General features: G+C 72.2%; 16 protein-coding genes. 8 read left to right on the forward strand and 8 right to left on the reverse strand.

Annotation, left to right across the window (positions count from 1 at the left end; genetic code table 11):
- Positions 1-92 precede the first annotated feature (92 nt).
- Positions 93-4,868 (forward strand): hypothetical protein, encoded by a 4,776-nt coding sequence (locus OG897_RS14485; RefSeq protein ID WP_266656407.1) that lies wholly within the window; start codon positions 93-95, stop codon positions 4,866-4,868.
- Positions 4,869-4,971: 103 nt separating this feature from the next.
- On the opposite strand, the gene OG897_RS14490 is transcribed toward OG897_RS14485, so the two are convergent.
- Positions 4,972-5,427, reverse strand: coding sequence for a hypothetical protein (locus OG897_RS14490; protein WP_266656409.1), 456 nt, complete (start codon positions 5,425-5,427; stop codon positions 4,972-4,974).
- A gap of 491 nt (positions 5,428-5,918) precedes the next feature.
- Here OG897_RS14490 and OG897_RS14495 point away from each other — a divergent pair, with 491 nt between their 5' ends.
- The 4 genes from OG897_RS14495 to OG897_RS14510 all read left to right on the forward strand — a co-directional run bounded on the left by OG897_RS14495 (position 5,919) and on the right by OG897_RS14510 (position 10,501).
- A complete protein-coding gene (locus OG897_RS14495; RefSeq protein ID WP_266656411.1) occupies positions 5,919-8,828 on the forward strand; it encodes a nitrate- and nitrite sensing domain-containing protein in 2,910 nt (969 codons plus the stop codon).
- On the forward strand, positions 8,825-9,265 hold the full coding sequence (locus OG897_RS14500) for a roadblock/LC7 domain-containing protein (RefSeq protein WP_266656413.1): 441 nt from the start codon (positions 8,825-8,827) through the stop codon (positions 9,263-9,265). The genes OG897_RS14495 and OG897_RS14500 overlap by 4 nt, the downstream gene beginning before the upstream one ends.
- 11 nt (positions 9,266-9,276) lie before the next feature.
- Positions 9,277-9,792 carry a DUF742 domain-containing protein gene (locus OG897_RS14505; RefSeq protein ID WP_266656415.1) on the forward strand — a complete coding sequence of 172 codons (516 nt, stop codon included), beginning with the start codon at positions 9,277-9,279 and terminating at the stop codon, positions 9,790-9,792.
- Positions 9,793-9,883: 91 nt separating this feature from the next.
- A complete protein-coding gene (locus OG897_RS14510; RefSeq protein ID WP_266656417.1) occupies positions 9,884-10,501 on the forward strand; it encodes an ATP/GTP-binding protein in 618 nt (205 codons plus the stop codon).
- 191 nt (positions 10,502-10,692) lie between these two features.
- On the opposite strand, the gene glpK is transcribed toward OG897_RS14510, so the two are convergent.
- From glpK to OG897_RS14530, 4 genes are all read right to left on the reverse strand, one after another.
- Positions 10,693-12,213, reverse strand: coding sequence for a glycerol kinase GlpK (gene glpK / locus OG897_RS14515; RefSeq protein WP_266656419.1), 1,521 nt, complete (start codon positions 12,211-12,213; stop codon positions 10,693-10,695).
- Between the two features lie 36 nt (positions 12,214-12,249).
- Complete coding sequence (locus OG897_RS14520; RefSeq protein WP_266656827.1) at positions 12,250-12,984, reverse strand: MIP/aquaporin family protein; 735 nt, start codon at positions 12,982-12,984, stop codon at positions 12,250-12,252.
- 325 nt (positions 12,985-13,309) lie between these two features.
- Entirely contained in the window at positions 13,310-13,666 is a 357-nt protein-coding gene (locus OG897_RS14525; protein ID WP_266656421.1) for a DUF962 domain-containing protein, read from the reverse strand.
- A 205-nt stretch (positions 13,667-13,871) separates the two neighbouring features.
- Complete coding sequence (locus OG897_RS14530) at positions 13,872-14,675, reverse strand: M15 family metallopeptidase (protein WP_266656423.1); 804 nt, start codon at positions 14,673-14,675, stop codon at positions 13,872-13,874.
- A gap of 39 nt (positions 14,676-14,714) precedes the next feature.
- Between OG897_RS14530 and OG897_RS14535 the strand changes: the two genes are divergently transcribed.
- The gene (locus tag OG897_RS14535) at positions 14,715-15,245 is read left to right on the forward strand and encodes an NUDIX domain-containing protein (protein ID WP_323188042.1); all 531 of its coding nucleotides are present in this window, start codon (positions 14,715-14,717) and stop codon (positions 15,243-15,245) included.
- A gap of 21 nt (positions 15,246-15,266) precedes the next feature.
- Here the strand turns inward: OG897_RS14535 and OG897_RS14540 are convergent, their stop codons facing one another.
- Positions 15,267-17,660, reverse strand: coding sequence for a TIM-barrel domain-containing protein (locus OG897_RS14540; RefSeq protein ID WP_266656427.1), 2,394 nt, complete (start codon positions 17,658-17,660; stop codon positions 15,267-15,269).
- A 216-nt stretch (positions 17,661-17,876) separates the two neighbouring features.
- Between OG897_RS14540 and OG897_RS14545 the strand changes: the two genes are divergently transcribed.
- Positions 17,877-19,874: an acetoacetate--CoA ligase gene (locus OG897_RS14545; RefSeq protein ID WP_266656429.1), complete on the forward strand. Its 1,998-nt coding sequence runs from the start codon at positions 17,877-17,879 to the stop codon at positions 19,872-19,874.
- A gap of 165 nt (positions 19,875-20,039) precedes the next feature.
- Entirely contained in the window at positions 20,040-20,960 is a 921-nt protein-coding gene (locus OG897_RS14550; RefSeq protein WP_266656431.1) for a hypothetical protein, read from the forward strand.
- Between the two features lie 71 nt (positions 20,961-21,031).
- Here the strand turns inward: OG897_RS14550 and ptsP are convergent, their stop codons facing one another.
- Both ptsP and OG897_RS14560 read right to left on the reverse strand, forming a co-directional pair.
- Positions 21,032-22,702, reverse strand: coding sequence for a phosphoenolpyruvate--protein phosphotransferase (ptsP, locus tag OG897_RS14555; RefSeq protein ID WP_266656433.1), 1,671 nt, complete (start codon positions 22,700-22,702; stop codon positions 21,032-21,034).
- 81 nt (positions 22,703-22,783) lie between these two features.
- Positions 22,784-23,233: a PTS glucose transporter subunit IIA gene (locus tag OG897_RS14560; RefSeq protein ID WP_266656435.1), complete on the reverse strand. Its 450-nt coding sequence runs from the start codon at positions 23,231-23,233 to the stop codon at positions 22,784-22,786.
- Positions 23,234-23,551: the final 318 nt, after the last annotated feature.

Below are 23,551 nucleotides of genomic sequence, written 5' to 3' on the forward strand. Positions count from 1 at the left end.
GCCAGTTCGACCAGTTCCGCCAGTTCCGCCAGTTCCAAGAGTTCGACCAGTTCCGCCGAGACGACCGCAGACGTAGAAGAGACTGAGCCGCCATGTACGAGTTGTCCCGGGTCCGCCTGTACTCCATCGGCCCCGCCGGAGCGCGCTACGCCGACACCGTCCTCGACCTGCGCGGAGTCGGCGCGCCCGTGCCGAATCCCGCGCCCGCCCAGGCGGAGTTCTTCGAGGAGGAGCCGGTCGGCCCGCCGCGCCGCCCCGCCCCCGCGGGCGTGCTCTTCCTGGAGAACGGCGGCGGCAAGTCCGTCCTCCTCAAGCTGATCTTCTCGGTGATGCTCCCCGGCCACCGCAACACCCTGGGCGGCGCCAGCTCCGGCGTGCTCCGCAAGTTCCTGCTCGCCGACGACTGCGGGCACGTCGCCCTGGAGTGGCAGCACACCCTCAACGGCGAGTGCGTCGTCGTCGGCAAGGTCAGCGAGTGGCGCGGACGCCAGGTCTCCAACGACCCCCGCAAGTTCGCCGAGGCGTGGTACTCCTTCCGCCCCGGGCCCGGCCTCAGCCTGGACTCCCTGCCGGTCGCCGAGTCCACCGCCGTACGGCGCCCCGCCGAGGGCGCGTCGGGCGCGCAGGGCCGCCGCCGCACCATGAAGGGCTTCCGCGACGCGATCACCGAGGCGGGCAAGGCGTACCCCCACCTCGACATCCACTGGGAAGAGATCCACGACCGCTGGAACGAGCACCTCACCGAGCTCGGCCTCGACCCCGAACTCTTCCGCTACCAGCGCGAGATGAACGCCGACGAGGGCGAGGCCGCCGGCCTCTTCGCGGTCAAGAAGGACTCCGACTTCACCGACCTGCTGCTGCGCGCCGTCACCGACACCCGCGACACCGACGGCCTCGCCGACCTCGTCCACGGCTTCGGCAACAAGCTCGGCCGCCGTGCCGAGCTGATGGCCGAACGCGACTTCACCGCGGGCTCCGTCGACCTCCTGGGCCGCATCGTCGAGGCCGCGGGCACGCGCGCGCGTGCCCGCGACATCCACAGCGGCGCCGAACGCCGCACCCGCACCCTCTCCCGCCGCCTCTCCGCCCGCGCCGCCGAGGAACGCGGACGCACGGCGGAACTCGCCCAGCAGGTCGCGTCCGCCGCGCACACCGTCACCGAGGCCGAGAGCGCACGCGGCCACAGCGCCCTCATCTCCGCCGAACTCGCCTACCGGCACGCCTCGTTGTCGCTCGCCGCCGCCGAGAAGAGCGCCGCCGCCCAGCGCCGCGAACTCGCCGACGCCCGCACCCTGCACTCCGCCTGGCAGGCCGCCGAAGCCGTGCTGCGACACCGCGCCGCCGCCGACCGCTCCGCCCGCGTCGCCGTCGCCATCCGCGACGCCGAGCGCGACGCGGCCCCCGCGCTGGCCGCTCGCGCGAGCGCCGCCGTCGATCTCGTACGAGCGCTCCACAGCGCCGCCGAGGACGGCGAGCGCGTCGCCGCCGAGCAGGAGGAACGCTCCGCCGCCCTCCAGGAGGCGGGCGAGGCCGCCCACCGCGACGCCACCGTCGCCGCCACCGAGGCGCAGCGCGCCCGCAGCGAGATCGGCCACCTGCGCCAGCGCCTCACCGAGGTCGAGCAGGAGACCGCCGACGCGGTACGGGCGGGCTGGCTCGACGACACCGCCCCCGACGCCGACCCGGCCCGCGCCGCACTGGCCGCCACCGACGCCGAGAAGACCGCCGTCGCCGCCTGGGACGTCGCCCGCGAGGCGGCCCGTACGACGGCGGACCGGGCCCGCGAGGCCGTCGCCGAGGACACCCGCGCCGAACTCGCCGCCGCCCGCGCGGCCGACGCGGCCCGGGCCGCGTCGGCCGCGTACGAGGCCGAGCACCGCGCCGCCGCCTCCATCGCGGCGGAGGAGCGCCTCGCCGAGCTGCTCAGCCTGCCGTCCGGAGGCGCCGCCTCCGCATCCGCGTCCGGCTTCCCGCAGCCGCGCAGCGGCGACGAAGAGGGTTCCGACGACGGCACCCGCACGGACGCGGGCCCCGCCCTCGGAGCCCAGCGTTCCGCCTCCGGCGGCGTCCAGCACGCCGCCACCGCCACGGCCACCCGCACCCGCCGCACCCCCCGTCCCACCGCCGAAGGGCACCTCACCGTCGAGGAGCTGGACCGCAACGCCGAGGACCTCCTCGCCCTCCTGGACCGGGGCGTCACCGCCGCCGAACGCCAGCTCTTCGAACTCCGTACGGCAGCCGCCGACGACTCCCGCATCCTGGGCGCGCTCGGCGACGGCGGCCTCCTGCCGCCCAGCCCCGACGTCCTGGCGACCGTCGAGTACCTCGGCGAGCACGGCATCCCGGCCCTGCCCGGCTGGCGCTACCTCGCCCAGGCCGTCGACCCCGCCGACCACGCGGCCGTCCTCGCCGCCCGGCCCGAACTCGTCGACGGCGTCGTCATCACCGACCCCGCCTCGCACTCCCGCGCGCGGGAAGTGCTCTCCGGCGCGGCGCTGCTGCCCCGCTCCGCCGTTGCCGTCGGCACCGCGTCCGCGCTGCTCGCACCGGTCCCCGGCACCAGCGGCCCCGAAGGCGACCCGGGCGCGGTCTTCCTCGTACCGCCGAACCCGGCGATGCACGACGAGCACGCCGCCGACGAGGAGCGGCAGGCACTGCGCGCGCGGGCCACCGCCCGCGACGAGGAGATCCGTACGCTCGCCGCCCGGCTGACCGGCGACCGCACCCTGGCCGCCCGGCTCGGCTCCTGGCGCGAGGACTGCCCGCCCGGCATGCTCGCCGAACTCGCCGAGGCCGCCGCCACCGCCCGGGAGGCCGCCGCAGCCGCCGAGGCCGTCCTCGCGGAAGCCCGTACGGTACGGGCCGAAGCCGAGGAGTCCGCCGCCGAAGCGGCCCGCGTACGCGACGAACGGCAGGAAGCCGCCCAGCGCGCCCGCCGGGTCGCCGACGCCCTCGCCGGACTCGCCCACCGGCTGCGCGAGCGCGCCGGATGGCAGCTCAAGCTGCGCGAACTCGCCGACGAGGCAGCCGAGTCGGAGGCTCGCGCCGCCACCCTCCTGGAGCGCGCCAAGGCCGCCGACGAGGACCGCCGCACCGCCCAGCGCACCGCCGACGACGCCCACCGCACCTCCCGCACCCTGCGCGCCGAGCGCGCCGAGATCGCGGGCGCGCCCGAGACGCTTCCCGAGCCCGACCCGGACGCCCCGCGTGTGGCGCTGCCCGCGCTGCGCGAGGCGTACCGTGCCGCCTCCCAGCTGTACGAGAAGGTCGGCGTCGGCGCGGACCTGCGCGCCGAACAGGCCCGCGCGGAGAGCGACGAGAGCGCCGCCCTCGCCGAGCTCAACCGCCTCACCAACAAGGTCCGCAACCGGGCGGGCCAGCTCCTGGAGAGCAACGACGGAGCCGACGGACCCTCCCGGCAGGCCGCCGCCGCCCGCGCCGAATCCCTCGTGCAGACCCTGGAGACCCGGGCGTCCACCGCGAGCGAGCAGCTCGGCCGTCTGCGCGGCGAGGCCGAACGCCTGGCCCCCGAGGACGGCGCGTCGCACACGGAGCTGGCCGAGGAGCTCGTACCGTCCGACGCCGAGCACGCGCAGACCCTGCTGCGCACCGCCACCACCGAACTGGCCGCCCGCACCCACGCGTTGGAGACCGCGCGCGCGGCGTACGGCGAACTGCTGCACGCGCACCGCGGTGCCGAGGACGCCGCAGGCGGCTTCGACGAGACGGCCGCGCTCCTGCGGGACCTGCTGCGCGACCACCACCAGGACGAGGACGGCCAGGAGAACCCCGAGCCCTACCCCGGCACCCTGGAGGAGGCCCGCCACTCGGCGGCCGAGGCCCGGCGCTCCCTGCGCGGCTGCGCGGGCGACCTCTCCACCGCCGAGGCCGCCGTGCGCGAGGCGAGCGACGTCCTGGTACGGCACGCCAACGCCACCCGCTACGAGCAGGTACGCACGCCCGCCCGCCAGCAGATCCGCGAACTGCCCGCGGCGGCGCTGCCCGAGCACGCGGCGGCGTGGGAGGCGGCCTTCGCGCCCCGGCTGCGCGTCCTCACCGACGAGCTGGCCCAGCTGGAGCGCAACCGCGACAGCATCGTGGACCGGCTGCGCGGACTCGTGGAGTCCGCACTCGCCACCCTGCGTTCGGCGCAGCGGCTCTCGCAGCTGCCCGAGGGGCTGGGGGAGTGGTCGGGGCAGGAGTTCCTGCGCATCCGCTTCGAGGAGCCCGACCAAGCCACCCTCGTCGAGCGGCTCGGCGAGGTCGTCGACGAGGCGACCCGGGCCGCCGTGAAGAAGAACTCCGACATGCGACGCGACGGGATGTCGCTGCTGCTGCGCGGTGTGCAGGCCGCGCTGGAGCCCAAGGGCATCGCGGTGGAGATCCTCAAGCCGGACGCGGTGCTGCGCGCCGAGCGGGTGCCGGTCGGGCAGATGGGCGACGTCTTCTCCGGCGGCCAGCTCCTCACCGCCGCCATCGCCCTGTACTGCACGATGGCCGCGCTGCGCAGCAACGACCGGGGCCGCGACAAGCACCGGCACGCGGGCACGCTCTTCCTCGACAACCCGATCGGGCGCGCCAACGCCACGTATCTGCTGGAGCTCCAGCGGGCCGTCTCGGACGCGCTCGGCGTGCAACTGCTGTACACGACCGGTCTGTTCGACACGACCGCCCTCGCCGAGTTCCCGCTCGTGATCCGGCTGCGCAACGACGCCGACCTCAGGGCGGGCCTGAAGTACATCAGCGTCGAGGAGCACCTGCGCCCGGGGCTGCCGCAGCAGAGCACCGAGGGCGAGACCATCCACGGCGAGATCACCGCGACCCGGATGTTCCGCAGGACACCGGCGGACGAGGCGCAGCCCGCGTAGGGACGGTGCGGGGGAGCGGCGGGCCACGCCGCTCCCTCCACGCAGCCCTGTCGCGAGCCTGATGCGGAGCTACGCGGCCGGATGCGGGGCTGCGCAGGCAGGTTCATGCCTCCGAAAGCCGCCCCGAACCCCGCTGCCGCCCCGGGCCGGTGTCCCGCTCCTGCCCCCGGTCCTGTATTCGCTCGCTCCTGCGCGCCGCACGCCGTGCCCTGCGGCGCTCCCGCCGCAACTGCCGTGCCGTACTGCTGGGGACGGACACCACGCCCATGCGCTGGTTCCACACCTGGCGGGTGATCCACACGTCCAGCACGCCCCAGGTCGAGGCCACCGTGCTCGCCACGGTGCTCAGCACCATCGGGAACGCCAGCCAGGAGCCCGCCAGCGTGCACAGGAAGGCGGTCATCGCCTGCATCAGCGTCAACGCCACTATGATCACCGCCCGCACCGCCGACGTGCGCACCGGATCGGGCAGTCGCCACCGCACGGCGGGCTCCTCGACCCACAACGGCCGAGGCCCCTCCCGGTCCGCTTCCGCCGCCGGACGCTCCTGCGTCTTCATGCCCCCACTCCCCACCGCTCAACTCAGGCCCGGAACACGAGCCTTCAGGAGTGCCTGCCCGGCTTGTGCTGCTTCACGCAGCCGCCCCCGCCCAGTCGCCTCCCGCTCTCGTTCGTCTCCCCGTACACAAGGTCCCCGTACACAAGGTCTCCGTACACAAGGACGAGTAACCGGTCCGAAAGATTCCCGCCGTACGGACACGGAACGAACACTTCCAGCCATCCCGGCATGTGCGGAGTGATGTGTTCCGGTGGGTGTCCTGTGCCACAGGCACGGTATTCAACTCCCTTGATTCCCGGACAAGTCATGATCGGGGTTCGGTGCGGCGGCCGAAAATCGACCGGACGTGTCTTCGAGTTGCCCATGAGGCAGTAGTAGGCTCACGCCGTTTGTTGACGCTTCGCGTTGACGAACGGCAGGGAACGGGCCGACCGGAGTGCCCGACGAGACGGAACACCACCCCGCCGCGCGGGGTTGAGCTGGGGGAGGCCATGCGCTTTCGCGGGAAGTCCATCCGCCGGAAGATCGTGGCGTTGCTGCTGGTGCCGCTCATCTCCCTCACCGCCCTCTGGGGCTTCGCCACCGTCCTGACCGGACGCGAGGCGAGCGAACTCCTCGAAGTCGCCTACGTCGTGGAGAAGATCGGCGCACCGGTCGAGGACGCCGTCCAGGTCATCCAGGCGGAGCGTCGGCAGACCCTCGTGTACCTCGCCGACGAACGCGGCTCCGACACGCTCACCCGCCTGAGCAAGCAGCGCACGGCCACCGACGCGGCCCTCTCCGTCATCCGCAAGAGCGCCAAGAACCCCAAAGTCATGGACGACCTGGACGAACCGTCGGCCAAACGCCTGACCTCCGTCCTCACCGCGTTCGACACCCTCACCGCCCTGCGCCGGTCGGTCGACGACAGCACGATCAGCCGCAAGGACGCCCTCACCCGGTTCAACATGCTGGTCGACCCCAGCCACACCTTCCTGGCGAACCTGCACATCGTGCGCGACGTCGAGATGGACAAGCAGGGCCGCGCCCTCGTCGGCACCACCCGCGCCCGCGAACTCCTCGCCCGCGAGGACGCCCTGGTCGCCTCCGCACTCGTCGCCGGGCAGATCACCCCGGAAGAGACGCGCACGCTCACCGGGCTGATCGCGGGCCGCGACATCCTCTACACCACCAGCCTGGAGCAGCTCCCCGCCTCCGAGCGCCAGGCGTACGACGCCCTGTGGGAGGGCCCCGACACGGCCCCCCTGCGCATCGCCGAGAAGAAGCTCCTCCAGCAGGGCGCCACCAAGCGGCCCACCGCCGTCAGCGGCCAGTCCTGGGACGACGCCGCACCGCCCGTCCTGGAGAGCCTCGCCCGCCGTGCCAGCGAGGCCAGCGACAACTACCAGGACCGGGTCGAGCCGGTCGCCTTCGACGTGCTCCTCAAAGCGGGCGCGGCAGGCGTCCTCGGCTTCCTCGCCCTGATCATCTCCGTCGTGGTCTCCGTACGCATCGGCCGCTCCCTGGTCCGCGACCTCAACCGGCTCCGCAAAGAGGCCCACGAGGCATCCGGCGTACGCCTGCCCGCCGTCATGCGCCGCCTCGCCGCGGGCGAGACCGTCGACATCGAGACCGAGGCTCCGCGCCTGTCGTACGAGAAGGACGAGATGGGCCAGGTCGGCCTTGCTCTCAACACGCTCCAGCGGGCCGCCGTCGAATCCGCCGTACGCCAGGCCGACATGCGGCGCGGCGTCTCCGAGGTCTTCGTCAACCTCGCCCGCCGCAACCAGGTCCTGCTGCACCGCCAGCTGACCCTCCTGGACACCATGGAGCGCCGCACCGAGGACACCGACGAACTCGCCGACCTGTTCCGCCTCGACCACCTCACCACGCGCATGCGCCGCCACGCCGAGGGCCTGGTGATCCTCTCCGGGGCCGCCCCGTCCCGGCAGTGGCGCAAGCCCGTACAGCTGATGGACGTCGTACGGGCGGCCGTCGCCGAGGTCGAGGACTACGAGCGCATCGAGGTACGACGGCTGCCGAGGATCGGCGTCGGCGGGCCCGCCGTCGCCGACCTCACCCACCTCATCGCCGAACTCCTGGAGAACGCCACGGTGTTCTCGCCCCCGCACACCGCCGTACAGGTGCTCGGCGAGCGCGTCGCCAACGGCTTCACCCTGGAGATCCACGACCGCGGCCTCGGCATGGCCGCCGACCTCCTCCTCGACGCGAACCTCCGGCTCGCGGAGACCCCCGAGTTCGAACTGTCCGACACCGACCGGCTCGGCCTGTTCGTGGTCAGCCGCCTCGCCCAGCGGCAGAACGTCCGGGTCTCCCTCCAGCAGTCCCCGTACGGAGGCACCACCGCGGTCGTGTTCATCCCGGCGGCCCTCCTCACCGAGGCCCCCGACACGGAGGGCGCCGGGTTCAGCGTCGAACGCGCGCCTGACCGTGCCCGCGCCGACGAACCCGCCCCCACGGGTGCGGGCCGCCGCCAGAACCTCACCTCGGTCGGCCGCGTCCCCGGGGCCCGCCCCGGACAGCCCGTGCTCGACGGCCCCGTCGAACTGGAGGCCCCGCTCGGCACCCTGGGCCTGGAACCCGCACCGTCCCTCGGCTCCTCCCCCGGCGGCCTCCTCGGCGACCTGGAGGACACCGAGAGCGAACGCGGCGGGATCTTCCGGGCCCGTGGCCTGGACACGTCGCGCGGCGGTCCGGACAAGCCCCGCGGCGGCCCCGACAAGTCCCGTGGCGGCCCGAACAAGCCGCGCGGCCGCAGTACGGGCGATCTCCGTGGTTCGACCGACCTCCGTGGTTCGACCGACCTCCGCGGCGCTGCGGACCTCCCCAAGAGCGGCGGCGGACGCAAGGGCGGCCCCGTCCCCCTGCGCGGCACCCCCCGCACCCGGGTCGCCGACGCCGCCCGGGTGCAGCACCAACAGGCCCCCGACGCCTCCGAGGACGGCACCGCTTCGGTCCGCCCGGACGCGCCCGTGCCGCTGCCCCGCCGCAAGCCTTCCCTGGTCGCCGAACACGGCCGCCGTGTCGGACCGCGCACCGAGCAGCCATCGGGCCCGGTCGGGGCGGACGCCGCCCCCGAGGAGACCGCCCCCGGCGCCCTTCCGCGCCGGGTGCGCCAGGCCAGCCTCGCCCCCCAGCTGAAGAAGGAGGCCGAGGCGCCCCGCACCGCCGAGAACGCCCACCCGGCCGCCGAACCCGAGCCGGAGCGCGACGCCGAGGAAGTGCGCAGCCGGATGGCCTCGCTCCAGCGCGGCTGGCAGCGCGGCCGCCGCCAGAACGAGGCCGAACCGGCCGGACGGGTGGCACCCGCGCCGGTGACGCGATCGCCGGTGCCGGAACCGATCACACCCGACCAGCCCGAGACAGCAACAGGAACGACAGCAGAGGGAGACGGTCGATGACCGCACCGAACGCCGCAGCACACAATGCCTCGGGCCGGGGTTCCGGCGAGCTCAACTGGCTCCTGGACGACCTCGTCGACCGGGTCCGGGCCATCCGCAAAGCCCTGGTCCTGTCCAGCGACGGACTGCCCACCGGCGCTTCCCAGAGCCTCACCCGGGAGGACGGCGAGCACCTTGCCGCCGTCGCCTCCGGCTTCCACAGCCTCGCCAAGGGCGTCGGCAGCCACTTCGAGGCCGGGAGGGTCCGCCAGACCGTCGTGGAGCTGGACGACGCGTTCCTGTTCGTCACGGCGGCGGGCGACGGCAGCTGCCTCGCCGTCCTCTCCGACGCCGACTCCGACGTCGGCCAGGTCGCGTACGAGATGACGCTCATGGTCAAGCGCGTCGGCGCCCACCTGGGGACCGCCCCCCGGACCGGCCTGCCCGCCAACGGGTGAGCGGAGCCGGGATGAACGACGCAGGCACCCAGGACGCGGGCAGGCCGGACGCGGGCAGGCGGGGCCCGGGCACCCAGGCCCCCGGCGTCCACCGGGCCCAGGAGCGCGAGGCCGCCGCCCGCGGGCGCGCGGTACCCGGCGCACGGCAGCAGGACGCGCACTTCTTCGACGCCGACGCCGGTCCCGTCGTACGCCCGTACGCCATGACCCGGGGACGCACCAGCAGTGCCACCCGGCACCGGCTCGACCTGATCGCGATCGTCATCCCGGAACCCTCGGCCGACGACCCGGACGGCGATCACACGCTCGCCCCGGAGCACGTCGAGATCGTGCAGCTGTGCCAGGAGAGTCCGCAGTCGATCGCCGAACTGGCCGCCACCCTCGACCTGCCGGTCGGCGTCGTACGCGTCCTGGTCGGTGACCTGGTCGAGGAGCAACTCGTCCACGTCACCCGCCCGGTGGAGCCTGCGGAGCTGCCGGACGAGAGCCTGCTGCGCGAAGTGATCGACGGCCTCAGAGCACTCTGAGCCGCCTCAGAGCACACCGGGTACACCGAGCACACCGAGCGCTCTGAGCCACAGCGAGTACGAGTCACAGCAAGATCGGGAGAACCCACACATGGTCTTCGGGCGTTCCAGCCGCAAGCAGCGGCCCGTGGAGCCGGTGACGCTCAAGATTCTCGTCGCCGGCGGATTCGGGGTGGGCAAGACCACCCTGGTCGGCGCGGTCAGCGAGATCCGACCCCTGCGCACCGAGGAGACCCTCAGCGAGGCGGGGCGGCCCGTGGACGACACCCACGGCGTCGAGTCCAAGACGACCACCACCGTCGCCATGGACTTCGGCCGCATCACCCTGCGCGAGGACCTCGTGCTCTACCTGTTCGGGACACCGGGACAGGACCGCTTCTGGTTCCTGTGGGACGAACTGGCGCAGGGCGCCCTCGGAGCCGTGGTGCTCGCGGACACCCGCCGCCTGGAGGACTGCTTCGCGGCGGTCGACTACTTCGAGCGCCGGGAGATTCCGTTCACCGTCGCGGTCAACTGCTTCGACGGAGCGCCCCAGCACCCCGCCGAGAGCGTCGCGGCGGCCCTCGACCTCGACCCGGGGGTGCCGGTGATGCTGTGCGACGCCCGGGACAGGGAGTCGGCGAAGGACGTGCTGATCAGTGTCGTGGAACACGCCCTGGAGGTGTCGGCGGACCGCCGCAGGGCGGCCGCCTCCGCCGCCACCTCATAGCGGGCGGCAGCTCGCGGTGACGTGCGCGCACCGCGCAAGGACCGTACGCGCACCAGAGGGAAGGCGGTCCGCGAAGCGGCCCGCACCCCCGCCGACTGAGGTGCGGACCGCGGCCGTTGCCCCTCCCGCGCGTCGCGGTGCCTCGCCGGCGTGTACGGCACAACGCGACGCGAGGACGATCGTAGACCCGGTTACTCCTGCCCGTCCTCCTGCCAGCCGAAGCTGCGCTCCACCGCCTTGCGCCAGTTCCGGTACTCGCGGTCGCGCTCCGGCGCACCCATGCGGGGCGTCCACTCCACATCGCGCTGCCAGTGCGCCTTCAGCTCGTCCAGGTCCGACCACACCCCGGTCGCGAGACCGGCGGCGTACGCGGCGCCCAGGCACGTCGTCTCCGACACCTTCGGCCTGATCACCGGCACGTCCAGGACGTCCGCCTGATGCTGCATCAGCAGATTGTTCCCGGTCATCCCGCCGTCGACCTTCAGCGTGGTGATCCGTACGCCCGAGTCCTGGTACATCGCGTCGACGACCTCACGCGTCTGCCAGCTCGTCGCCTCCAGCACCGCCCGCGCCAGGTGCGCCTTGGTGACGTACCGGGTCAGCCCGGTGACCACCCCGCGCGCGTCCGCACGCCAGTAGGGCGCGTACAGGCCGGAGAAGGCCGGGACGATGTACGCCCCGCCGTTGTCCGCCACGCTTGCGGCGAGCGGCTCGATCTCGTCCGCGCTGCGGATGATGCCGAGCTGGTCGCGGAACCACTGCACCAGCGCGCCCGTGATCGCGATCGAGCCCTCCAGGCAGTAGACCGGCGCGTCGCTCCCGATCTTGTACCCCATGGTCGTGAGCAGCCCGTTCTTCGACGGGACCGGCCGGTTCCCGGTGTTGAGGAGCAGGAAGCTGCCCGTCCCGTACGTGTTCTTGGCCGTCCCCGTGTCGTAGCACGCCTGCCCGAACACCGCCGCCTGCTGGTCACCGAGCGCGGAGGCCACCGGGACGCCCGCGAGCTGGCCGACGGCCCTCCCGTACACCTCGGCGGACGATTTGATCTCCGGCAGCACGGCCTCGGGCACCCGCATCGCGGAGAGGATCTCCGGGTCCCACTGGAGGGTCTGGAGGTTCATCAGCATCGTGCGGCCCGCGTTGGTGACGTCCGTGACGTGGACACCGCCCCGCGTGCCGCCCGTGAGGTTCCAGATCAGCCACGAGTCGATCGTGCCGAAGGCTATCTCGCCCCGCTCGGCCCGGGTCCGCAGCCCGGGTACGTTGTCGAGCAGCCAGGCGGCCTTCGGCCCGGAGAAGTAACTGGCCAGCGGCAGCCCGGTCTTGTCCCGGAACCGGTCCTGTCCGTCCGGGCCGCCCAGTTCGGTGCACAGGGCGGAGGTACGGGTGTCCTGCCAGACGATCGCGTTGTGCACGGGCTTGCCGGTCGCCCGGTCCCAGAGCACCGTCGTCTCGCGCTGGTTGGTGATGCCGAGCGCGCTCAACTGGTCGGCGCGCATACCGGCCTTGGCGAGCGCTCCCGCGACGACCGCCTGGACCTTCGACCAGATCTCGGTGGCGTCGTGCTCCACCCAGCCCGGCTTCGGGAAGATCTGGCGGTGCTCGCGCTGGTCGACGGCGACGATCGCCCCGCCGTGGTCGAAGATGATGCAGCGGCTGGACGTGGTGCCCTGGTCGATCGCCGCGACGAACTTCTCGCTGCTGTCGGTCATGAGGTCCCCTCGCTCAATCAGAAGGCTGGAGGTGGGTCAGAAGGCCAGGTGGTGGACGAGCCCGCCCAGCGCACCACCGACGAGCGGCCCCAGGATCGGCACCCACGCGTAGCCCCAGTCGGACGTCCCCTTGTGGGGAATCGGCAGGAGGGCGTGGACGAGCCGGGGGCCGAGGTCACGGGCCGGGTTGATGGCGTACCCCGTCGGCCCGCCCAGGGACAGACCGATGCCGACGACCAGGAACGCGACGATCAGCGTCTGCGTTCCGGACAGACCGAGTCCCTTGGTCCCGCCGAACGCCAGGACGGGCAGGACCAGCGCGAACGTCGCGATGGCCTCGGTCATGACGTTGGCGACCGGGTTCCGGATCTCCGGGATGGTCGAGAAGATGCCCAGGGTGGGAGTGGCCTCCGCCGTGTCCCTGTTGGCGCCGAACTGCGCGTAGTAGACCAGCCAGGCGAGCACGGCGCCGATCATCGCACCGGCCATCTGCCCGAGCACGTACACCCAGGTCTGGTCCCACTTGCCGCTGTCGATGGCGATGCCGAGGGTCACCGCCGGGTTGAGGTGCCCGCCGGACAGCGGCGCCGCGGTGTACGCCCCGGCCAGCACGCCGAACCCCCAGCCGAACGCGATGACCACCCAGCCCGAGGCCCTCGCCTTGGAGAACCGCAGGGTGACGGCGGCGCACACGCCCGCGCCGAAGAGGATGAGGATCGCGGTGCCGATCAACTCACCGCGGAAGATCTCCCAGTTGCTCCAGTTGGTCATGAACGGCGGCTCCTCGGCGTCGCCCGGGTCTGACCCCGGGTCCTTGAGGTTCAGGGCGCGTACCCGGCGGCGGTGCCGCGGATCCGGAGGCAGGGGGTTCCCGTTCCCCCACCCGAGGTCCGTGCCGAGCGTGCCGCCGGGCCGGTCGGGGCCGCCGGTGGGGGAGGGCGCGGCGCGGCGGAGCACCGCACACGCCGGGGCCGGTGGTACGGCGACGCCGACTGACACCGGGAAGTGTTCACCGGCCATGATGGAGCGTCAAGAAGCCGGACAGCAACGGCTGTTGGACGGTCCAGCAGTTCCTCGGCAGTTTCTCAGCAGGTCCTCAGCGGTTTTCGGCGAGCCACTTCTGCGCGGTCTCGGCGAGCTCGGCGTCACGCCCCGCCAGCATCATGCCGATCATCTGTGCGTCGCCGCGCAGGGACCAGGCGGGGTGGCCGAAGGTGGCCGGGTTGTTCTTCTCGATCAGGAAGTGGGCGGGCCAGGCCGTCCCGTACCCGATGAGCGGCAGCGCCAGCGCGTACCGCCGCCGTCCGCGGGCCAGGCCGTACACGGAGACGGCGAGGCCCGTGAGCGTGCCGGTGAGGTGGACCCAGCGGGTGGCGGCGCGGGAGTGCATGGCGACGTAATAGGGCCAGAACTCTTCGTACGAGCCGAAGGCGTGCTCGGTTGTCTGCTGCATGACGGCACGGTATGCGCAGCACGGGAAACGCGGAACCGGGCGCGGGCGGAACGTAACCGGGTGCGGGCAGAACGGAACCGGGCGCGGAAGTACCGGAACCGGGTGCGGATACGGAGAACCGGACACCGCGATTCGACGTCCGGTAGGAGAGAGAGCGGGTCGCCGGGGCCGACGGGGGTGGTCCTGGCAGCCCGCTCTCGTGTCGTCAGCGGTTGTCCAGGGGCCGCTTCGACACCGGGAAGTCGAAGAAGGTGCCGGGGAAGAGCTCGGGCTTGTGCGTGAAGTGCCACCACTCCTCGGGCAGGTTGGCGAAACCCTGCGCCGAGAGGGCGTCCTTCAACATCTTCCGGTTCGCCTTCTGTACGCCCGTGACGCGCGGGTCGTCCGTGTGCGACAGCGTGTCGAAGCAGTCGTAACCGGTCCCCATGTCGACGGAGTTGTCCGGGAAACGCTCACGCTGTGACGCGAAGCACGGCACCAGCCGCTCCCCGGGCACGTACGGGCGCGTGGCCCGGGCGGGCAGCCTCACGATCGTCAGATCGACCGTGCTGCCCCTGCTGTGCCCCGACTTCTCAGCGATGTACCCGTCCGCGAACAGCCTCGACTTGTCGACCCTGGGATAGAACTCCCGCTTCATGGCCGTGTCGTCGAGGTCCTTCGCCCACCGTACGAAGTGGTCGACGGCGCGCTGCGGCCGGTAGCAGTCGTACACCTTGAGCGAGAACCCCTGGCGCAGCAGCCCCCGCTGGGCCGTGCGCAGTGCCTCGGCGGCAGGTCTGGTCAGCAGACAGACGGGCTGCCGATACCCGCGCACCCGCTCGCCCAGGAAGTTGTGGGAGGTGGCGTACCGCATGTCCTGAAGGATCGTCGGATCGACGGACCGCAGCGATACGAACGCCGCCGGAGCCCTGGCCTCCGGCGGGGCGGGGGAGGGGCCGGCAGCAACGGACAGAAGCGCGAGGGCGGTGGCACCGAAGCCACCGAGTGCGGAACCGAAGCGTCGTCTCATGCGCCCGCTCTACCACTCGGGGACTGCCCCGGAAACCCCGTGACGCCCTACAGTCGGCGCGTGACCCACTCCCACTGCTCCCACTGCGGTACCCCCTACGCGGACACCGCGACCTGGCCCCGCAACTGCGCCGCATGCGGTCGGACGGCGTACCGCAACCCGCTCCCCGTGGCAGTCGCGTTGCTCCCCGTACGTTCCGAACAGGGCACGGGCCTCGTCGTCATCACCCGCACCATCGACCCGGGACGCGGCGACGTGGCCCTCCCCGGCGGCTTCATCGACCACGGCGAGGACTGGCGCCGGGCGGTCGTCCGCGAACTCCACGAGGAAACCGGCATCGCGGCCCCGCCCTCCGACGTCCGCCTCGCCGATGCCCTGAGCTCCCCGACCGACCACCTCCTCCTCTTCGGTCTTCTCCCCACCCGCGACCTGACGGAACTCCCGCCCCCGGCCCCCACCCCGGAAACCACCGGCTGGCACCTCCTCCACGGCCCCGCCCCGCTGGCCTTCCCCCTCCACACCCAAGCCGCCCACTCCTGGTTCACGGGCAAGTACCGCCACTCCGCCTGAGCCTCCCCGCCCGGCTTCCTCCTAGAGCCCCCGCACCCGCACCGGGACCCCGACCTCCCCACCTCCCTCCCGCTCGACCCCGACCCGCCCCTCCCGCACCCGCGACGTGAACCGCTCCACCCTCGGCTCCCCCCACCCCTCGCCCACGTCCCGCACCAACAGCCCGCTCCCCGTGCGCCCCACCGCCGGAGCCCACACCTCCAACACCAGCTCACCCCCTTCGCCCCGTACGGGAATCACCGCCCCGGCCCGCGCGAGCACCGCGATCCGCGCCCCACCCGCACCACCCATCCCACCGACTCCGGGCGCATCCACCAACACCTGCCCCGGTCCCTCATGCGCCTCGCCCGTCACGGTGTCGTACCACCGCCCCCTCGGCAGCCGCACGGCTCTTTGATCCGCCCCCGGCTCCAGCACGGGAGCCACCAACAACGCGTCCCCCAGCAAGAAGGCGTCCTCACAGTCCCGCAACGCCCGGTCCCCGGGCGCCCCCCACCACACCGGCCGCACGTACGGCGCACCGGTGAGCCGCGCCAGATGCGCCAGCGTCATGAAGTACGGCCCGAGCCGCTCCCGCTCCACGAGTGCCACCCGCGCCGCCTCCAGCACCCGCGGCCCGAACTCCCAGGGCTCCCGCCGCCCCGCGTCAATCGCCGAATGCGTCCGGAACAACGGCAGATACGCCCCCAACTGGAACCACCGCAGATACAGCTCTTCGTCCGGCCGCCCGTCAAACCCACCCACATCCGGACCCGCGTACGGAACTCCGCACAACCCCAGCCCCAGCACCAGCGACAGCGAGGCCCGCAACCCCGGCCACCCACTGCTCACATCCCCCGACCAGGTCCCCCCGTACCGCTGCATCCCCGCCCACCCGGACCGGGAGAACAAGAACGGCCGCTCCTGCGGCCGCAACCGCCGCAACCCCTCGTACCCGGCCCGCGCCATCTCCAGCGCGTACACGTTGTGCGCTTCCCGGTGATCGCCGCCCCGCCCCTCCAGGGCATGCCGCGCCGACCGGGGCAGCGTCGCGTCCCCGAACGGAGAGAACACCACCGGTTCGTTCATGTCGTGCCACACCCCGGAGAACCCCTGCGCCAGCCGCTCCGCGTACCACTCCCCCCACCACGCGCGCACCCCCGGATCGGTGAAGTCCGGAAACACGCACTCCCCGGGCCACACCTCGCCCCGCACCTCCCGCCCCCGCGCGTCCTTCACGAACGCCCCGGCCGCGACCCCGGAGTCGTACACGGCGTTCCCCGTCTCGGCCCTCACCGCCGGGTCCACGATCGAGACCAACCGCACCCCGCCCTCCCGCAACTCCCGCGCCAGCCCCGGAAGATCAGGAAACGCCTCCCGGTCCACGGTGAACACCCGGTGCCGGTCGTAGTGATCGATGTCCAGATGTACGGCGGCCAACGGCAGCCCCCGCTCCCGGTACCCGGCGACCACCCGCCGCACCTCCGCCGCGCTCCCGAACCCCCACCGCGCGTGCTGCGGCCCCAGCGCCCACGACGGAGGCAGCGCGGGCCGCCCGGTGAGCGCGGTCCACCCGTGCAGCACCCGCGCGGGCGTCCCCACCACCACCCAGCACCGCAGGGGCCCGCCCGTCATCCGCACTTCGCTGCACCCCGCCCGGTCGTGGCCCGAGCCACCCCCCTCCTCGCCCTCCCGCAACACGACCTGCCCGTCCCACGAGTTGTCGTAGAACGCCAGATGCGTCCCCGCGTCCGCCACCACGAACTGCACCGGCATCGTCAGATACAGCGGATCGTCCCCCGGCCCGAACCGCCCACCCGGATCGGTGTTCCACAACCGGTACGTCCCGTCGCGCAGCCTCGGCCCCCCACTCCTTCCCCCCAACCCGAAGAACCGCGCATCCGCCCCCACCTCCGCCCTCTGCACCCATCTGTGCACCACCACCTCCTCAGGACCCCCGGCCCCGCCCCGAGGAACCCCCTCCCACCACCTCGGCGGCAACTCCCTCCTCAACACCACCCCACCCGGCGTCCTCACCTCGATCCCGCCGTGCCGCGACACCGCCACCGTCACCCGCTCCGACACCACCCGCCACCCACCCCCGGTGTCCGGCTCCAGCACCACCCGCCCGTCCGGATCGGGGCACAACCCCGCCAACGCGTACGAGGGCTCCGGCCCGGCCCCGTCCCACCCCCAGAACACCGCCCCACCCGCCGCGACCAGAATCCGCAGCTCGGACCGCGCGAACCGGACGACCCCACCCCCCGGCAACGCCCGCGCGTCCAGCGCGAGCCCCGGCATCCGCGCCCGCTCCACCCCTCTCACCGGCAGCGCCCACGCATCCACCCGCCGCCCCCGCCACGCGTGCCGCAGGGCCCTCAGCCCCCGCGCCGAACCGATCATCCGTACCGAGCGCATCAGGTCACGACCGTCCATGCCCCTCACCCTCCCACTCGCCGTCGCCTCATCGGGCCCCGTTCAACTCCCGTTCACCCGCCCCGCGCCCCCCTCGCTCCGCACCCGCACCACGACCTCGCCCCGCCCCACCCTGGTGCGGAAGTCGATCACATGGCATCGTCCCCACCGACCCCACTCGACCGACTGCCCAGCCCACCCGCAGCAGAGCAGAACCGCAGAACCCGGGAGCCACCCATGACCTCAGCGACGCACACCGCCTCCCAGCCCGAGCCCCTCTGGCAGCCGGGTCCCGACCGCATCGCCGAGGCCGCGGTCACCCGCTTCCAGGCATGGGCCGCCGACCACCACGGCGCTCCCGCCGAAGGCGGCTACGACGCCCTCCACCGCTGGTCGGTCACCGAACTCGACACGTTCTGGAAGGCCGTCGCCGACTGGTTCGACATCCGCTTCTCCACCCCGTACGAGACCGTCATCGGCGACCGCACCATGCCGGGCGCCCAGTGGTTCCCCGGCGCCACCCTCAACTACGCCGAGCACGCCCTGCGCACCGCCGAGGACCCGGCCCGCGCCGACGACCCCGCCCTGCTGCACGTCGACGAGTCCCAGACCCCCCGGCCCGTCAGCTGGGCCGAGCTGCGCCGTCAGGTCGGCTCCCTGGCGGCCGAACTCCGCAACCTCGGCGTCCAGCCCGGCGACCGCGTCAGCGGCTACCTTCCCAACATCCCCCAAGCCGTCACCGCCCTCCTCGCCACCGCCGCCGTCGGCGCCGTATGGACCTCCTGCGCCCCCGACTTCGGCGCCCGCAGCGTCCTCGACCGCTTCCAGCAGGTCGAACCCGTCGTCCTCTTCGCCGTCGACGGCTACCGCTACGGCGGCAAGACCCACGACCGCACCGAAACCGTCGCCGAACTCCGCCGCGAACTCCCCACCCTCCGCGCGGTCGTCCACATCCCCCTGCTCGACACCCCTGCTCCCTCCGGCACGCTCACATGGTCTTCCCTCACTGAGAGTGACAACGAGCCGGTCTTCGAGCAAGTTCCCTTCGACCACCCTCTGTGGGTCCTCTACTCCTCCGGCACCACCGGACTCCCCAAGGCGATCGTCCAGTCCCAGGGCGGCATCCTGCTCGAACACTTCAAGCAGCTCGGCCTGCACTGCGACCTCGGCCCCGACGACCGCTTCTTCTGGTACACCTCCACCGGCTGGATGATGTGGAACTTCCTCGTCTCCGGCCTGCTCACCGGCACCACGATCGTTCTCTACGACGGCAGCCCCGGCTTCCCCGACACCGGAGCCCAGTGGGCCGTCGCCGAAAGGACCGGCGCCACCCTCTTCGGCACGTCCGCCGCCTACGTCATGGCCTGCCGGAAGGCGGGCGTCCACCCCGCCGCCGACCACGACCTCACCCGCGTCAAGTGCGTCGCCACCACCGGCTCCCCGCTCCCGCCCGACGGCTTCCGCTGGCTCCACGACGAATTCGCCGCACAGGACCACGACCTCTGGATCGCCTCCGTCAGCGGCGGCACGGACGTCTGCAGCTGCTTCGCCGGAGCCGTCCCCACCCTCCCGGTGCACATCGGCGAACTCCAGGCCGCCTGCCTCGGCACCGACCTCCAGGCATGGGACCCCCATGGCAAGCCCCTCACTGGCGAAGTCGGCGAACTCGTCGTCACCAACCCCATGCCGTCCATGCCGATCCACTTCTGGAACGACCCCGACGGCTCCCGCTACCACGACAGCTACTTCGACACCTACCCCGGCGTCTGGCGGCACGGCGACTGGATCACCATCACCGAGCATCACTCCGTGATCATCCACGGCCGCTCGGACTCCACCCTCAACCGAGGCGGCGTCCGCATGGGTTCCGCCGACATCTACGAGGCCGTAGAACGCCTGCCGGAAATCCGCGAATCCCTCGTCATCGGCCTCGAAGAGCCCGACGGCGGCTACTGGATGCCCCTCTTCGTCCACCTCGCCGAAGGCGCCGTCCTGGACGAGGACCTGCTCACCCGCATCAAGACCACCATCCGTACCTCCCTCTCCCCGCGCCACGTCCCCGACGAGGTCATCGAAGTCCCCGCCATCCCGCACACCCTCACCGGCAAGCGCATCGAGGTGCCCGTCAAGCGCCTCCTCGGCGGCACCCCCCTCGCCAAGGCGGTCAACCCCGGCTCGGTCGACAACATCGAGCTCCTCCACTTCTACGAGAACCTCGCCCGCACCCGCCGCTGACGAGAAGCGGAACCCTCCGGTTCACCGCCCGTACGTGGCCTCGGACTCGCCCAGCACCCCCGCGAAGTCCGAGGCCATCCGCCCCGCGGCCGCCTCACCGAAAGCCATTGTCAGTGCCCCCGGTTACTGTGAGTGAGCAATGATCGACCGAGCTCAGGGGGAGCAATGGAGCACGCCAAGAACCAAAACCGACCCACCAGGTCCGCCCGGTCCACCACGTCCACGCGCCGCATCCTGCGGCGCGAAGTCCCCAGCACCGTGGGCCTGTTGACCGACGCCGAGGACTTCGAAGCCATGAGGGCGTACCGCACCTTCACCTTCGACGACCACAAGGCATACCTCCGGCAGGTCGACCACCTGCTGAAGACCCTGTCCGCCGAAGGCATCCACACCACGGTCACGCTCTTCGACCCGGAAGAATTCGCGGACTTCTGTACGACGACGAGGCTCGACCCCGACCGCCCGGAGACCCGCGCCCGCTTCACCGCGCACGCAGCAGCCCGCGGCGTCTGCGTCCCCTACACGGGCGAACCCCTCGACAGGCTCATCCCCGTCCTCGTGGACGAAGCGCTCCGCCAGGCCACCTGGGACTGCGCGACCCTCCTCCTGGCCGACCTCGGCAACTGCGCCGACTGCGGCGAGGACATCGGCCGCGAAGCCTTCGAACGCTCCTCGCACCTCCTCGTCGCCCTGCTCAAGGGCGCCGGCCGAGGCACCCACCACCTGGTGTGCAGCGTCCCGGCAGAGAGTGAACAACTCCTCTCGGTCCTGCACGCCGAAGCAGGACCGGACGGCATCCCCGAACTCAGCGACGACGAGGGAGCCGAATTCGTGACGGTCCTCGCCGCGGGAATCGCACTCGAAAGCCCCGGCGGAGTCGTCCTGCGCACCACGCGCGACGGTGAATCCGACCGCGTCCACGGCTGGCGGCTCGACCGGGGCGGCCTGACCGCCCTGACCGAGGCCGAAGTCTTCAGCGCCTACTGCACGGACGCCATGACGGGCGAACCCGTTTCCCCGGAACCCGGCGTCGACTACTGCGCGGGATATGCCCTGGACGACCCCCACACCAACCGCCACCCGTAGAAAAGGTCCGTGGGGCCACCGGTACGAACCGGCAGCCCCACGGACCTCAACCCCGCGTCACCGCTGTCGGGTCACTCCCCGGACAGCACCGCCTGCGCGGCCACGCGGGCCTCCTCGGCGGTGTCCACGGCACGCGCCGCGGCAGCCGCCCGCTCGCACTGCGCCAGCGTGTACTTCGCCAGCGTCGCGCGCACGTACGGAATGGCCTTCGCGCCCATGGAAAGGGAGGTGACACCCAGACCGGTCAGCACACAGGCCAGCAGCGGGTCGGCCGCAGCCTCGCCACACACACCACAGCTCTTGCCCTCGGCCTTGGCGGCATCGGCCGAAGCGGCCACCAGGTCGAGAAGCGCGGGCTGCCACGGGTCCTGCAGACGCGACACCGCACCGACCTGACGGTCGGCGGCGAAGGTGTACTGCGCCAGGTCGTTCGTCCCCAGCGAAAGGAACTCGACCTCCTGCAGGATCGAACGCGCCCGCAGCGCGGCGGACGGAATCTCCACCATCGCGCCGAACTTCGCCTGGAGCCCCGCCTCACGGCACGCGTCCGCGAACGCCTTGGCGTCCGTACGGTCCGCGACCATCGGCGCCATGACCTCCAGGTACACGGGCAGACCCTCGGCGGCCTTGGCCAGCGCGGTCAGCTGCGTCCGCAGCACCTCCGGGTGGTCCAGCAGCGAACGCAGACCGCGCACGCCGAGAGCCGGGTTCGGCTCCTCGGCCGGCGTCAGGAAGTCGAGCGGCTTGTCCGCACCGGCGTCCAGCACACGCACGACCACACGCCCCTCGGGGAATGCCTCCAGCACCGTGCGGTACGCCTCGACCTGCGACTCCTCCGACGGCGCGTGCTTGCTGTCGTCCAGGAACAGGAACTCGGTCCGGAACAGGCCGACGCCCTCCGCACCCGCCTCCACCGCAGCCGGCACGTCCGCCGGTCCACCGATGTTGGCGAGCAGCGGCACCTTGTGCCCGTCGGACGTCGCACCGGGCCCGGTCGACGCGGACAGCGCCGCCTTGCGCGCGGCCGCGGCGGCCTCCAGCTCGGCCCGCTTCTCGGCGCTCGGCTCGACGAAGATGTCGCCCGTGCTGCCGTCGACGGCCACGACCGTGCCCTCGGCCAGCTCACCGGCGCCCGGCAGCGCCACCACGGCAGGCACACCCAGCGCACGCGCGAGGATCGCGCTGTGGCTGGTCGGCCCGCCCTCTTCGGTCACGAAGCCGAGCACCAGGGCCGGGTCGAGCAGAGCGGTGTCCGCAGGAGCGAGGTCCCGCGCGATCAGCACGTACGGCTCGTCGCTGTCCGGGACACCCGGCATCGGAACGCCCAGCAGACGGGCGACGATACGATTCCGCACGTCGTCCAGGTCGGCCACGCGACCGGCCAGGTACTCGCCCGCACCGGCGAGCAGCGCACGGTACGCGGCGAACGCGTCGTACACACCGCGCTCGGCAGTGCTGCCGACGGCGATCCGACGGTCCACGTCGGCCATCAGCTCGGGGTCCTGGGCCATCAGTGCCTGTGCTTCGAGCACCGCCTGGGCCTCACCGCCCGCCAGATTGCCACGCGCAATGAGGTCGGCCGCCACAGCTTCCACGGCCTGGCGAGCACGCCCCTGTTCGCGCTCGGCCTCCTCCGCGGGAATCTGCTTGGCCGGCGGCTCCAGGACCGCCGTACCCATGTGCCGAACTTCGCCGATCGCCACACCGTGGCTCACGCCGACGCCTCGCAGCGTTGTCTCCATTTCACCGTCTCCGCTAGTTGCGACGGACCTGCCGTCGCGGTGGATGTACTACCCGCCGTCATCACGGACGGCGCCGACGTTCTACTTCCAGGTGAAGAGGGCGTCGCCGGACTTCACGTCGCCGCTCTCCTGGACGTCCGCGAGGGCGTCGGCAGTGGCTTCGAGCGCCACGACCGGGCAGATCGGCGACTTGCCGGCGGCCTCGACGGCGGCCGGGTTCCAACGCACGACCTCCTGGCCGCGCGTCACGGTGTCACCCTTGTTGACGAGCAGCTCGAAGCCTTCGCCGTTCAGCTGCACGGTGTCGATGCCGAGGTGGGTCAGTACGCCGTGACCCTCGGAGTCGACGACGACGAACGCGTGCGGGTGCAGGGAAACAACGACGCCGTCCACCGGCGCTACGGCCGCGGACGGCTCGCGCACGGGGTCAATAGCTGTACCGGGACCGACCATCGCTCCGGAGAACACGGGGTCGGGGACTGCGGCGAGTCCGATGGCGCGACCTTCAAGAGGGGACGTCACGCTGGTCATGGGGGCCTCCCAGGGGCGGAGTTTGTGCGGTGCCGTCACTACCTGTCCTGGACGGCATACCTGCTTCAGCAGCGTAAGTCATAAGAAGTCCCGGTTCCGCATGAGAGGTGCCAGTTGGCGGACCTAGGGGTGCACCGGAAACGATTTGCCTCAACAACCGGTGCCATGTACTGTCGTACTCCTGCCTGACCCCAACACGTACTCACACTTCTTGTGAACCGTGTGTCGGCAGCGCCTCTATAACGTTGATCCTATCCCGGATCTCTATTTCCGTATGTCGCGGAATGAGTGGTCAGGGAGACGGAAAAGCACTGATAG

Source organism: Streptomyces sp. NBC_00237 (assembly GCF_026342435.1).
Lineage (GTDB): Bacteria > Actinomycetota > Actinomycetes > Streptomycetales > Streptomycetaceae > Streptomyces.

What these genes read in the sequence shown, in the direction of transcription:
- OG897_RS14485 (WP_266656407.1), top strand. Translation starts at nt 93, where the DNA reads ATGTACGAGTTGTCCCGGGTCCGCCTGTACTCCATCGGCCCCGCCGGA.
- OG897_RS14490 (WP_266656409.1), bottom strand. Translation starts at nt 5,427, where the DNA reads ATGAAGACGCAGGAGCGTCCGGCGGCGGAAGCGGACCGGGAGGGGCCT.
- OG897_RS14495 (WP_266656411.1), top strand. Translation starts at nt 5,919, where the DNA reads ATGCGCTTTCGCGGGAAGTCCATCCGCCGGAAGATCGTGGCGTTGCTG.
- OG897_RS14500 (WP_266656413.1), top strand. Translation starts at nt 8,825, where the DNA reads ATGACCGCACCGAACGCCGCAGCACACAATGCCTCGGGCCGGGGTTCC.
- OG897_RS14505 (WP_266656415.1), top strand. Translation starts at nt 9,277, where the DNA reads ATGAACGACGCAGGCACCCAGGACGCGGGCAGGCCGGACGCGGGCAGG.
- OG897_RS14510 (WP_266656417.1), top strand. Translation starts at nt 9,884, where the DNA reads ATGGTCTTCGGGCGTTCCAGCCGCAAGCAGCGGCCCGTGGAGCCGGTG.
- glpK (WP_266656419.1), bottom strand. Translation starts at nt 12,213, where the DNA reads ATGACCGACAGCAGCGAGAAGTTCGTCGCGGCGATCGACCAGGGCACC.
- OG897_RS14520 (WP_266656827.1), bottom strand. Translation starts at nt 12,984, where the DNA reads ATGACCAACTGGAGCAACTGGGAGATCTTCCGCGGTGAGTTGATCGGC.
- OG897_RS14525 (WP_266656421.1), bottom strand. Translation starts at nt 13,666, where the DNA reads ATGCAGCAGACAACCGAGCACGCCTTCGGCTCGTACGAAGAGTTCTGG.
- OG897_RS14530 (WP_266656423.1), bottom strand. Translation starts at nt 14,675, where the DNA reads ATGAGACGACGCTTCGGTTCCGCACTCGGTGGCTTCGGTGCCACCGCC.
- OG897_RS14540 (WP_266656427.1), bottom strand. Translation starts at nt 17,660, where the DNA reads ATGGACGGTCGTGACCTGATGCGCTCGGTACGGATGATCGGTTCGGCG.
- OG897_RS14545 (WP_266656429.1), top strand. Translation starts at nt 17,877, where the DNA reads ATGACCTCAGCGACGCACACCGCCTCCCAGCCCGAGCCCCTCTGGCAG.
- OG897_RS14550 (WP_266656431.1), top strand. Translation starts at nt 20,040, where the DNA reads ATGGAGCACGCCAAGAACCAAAACCGACCCACCAGGTCCGCCCGGTCC.
- ptsP (WP_266656433.1), bottom strand. Translation starts at nt 22,702, where the DNA reads ATGGAGACAACGCTGCGAGGCGTCGGCGTGAGCCACGGTGTGGCGATC.
- OG897_RS14560 (WP_266656435.1), bottom strand. Translation starts at nt 23,233, where the DNA reads ATGACCAGCGTGACGTCCCCTCTTGAAGGTCGCGCCATCGGACTCGCC.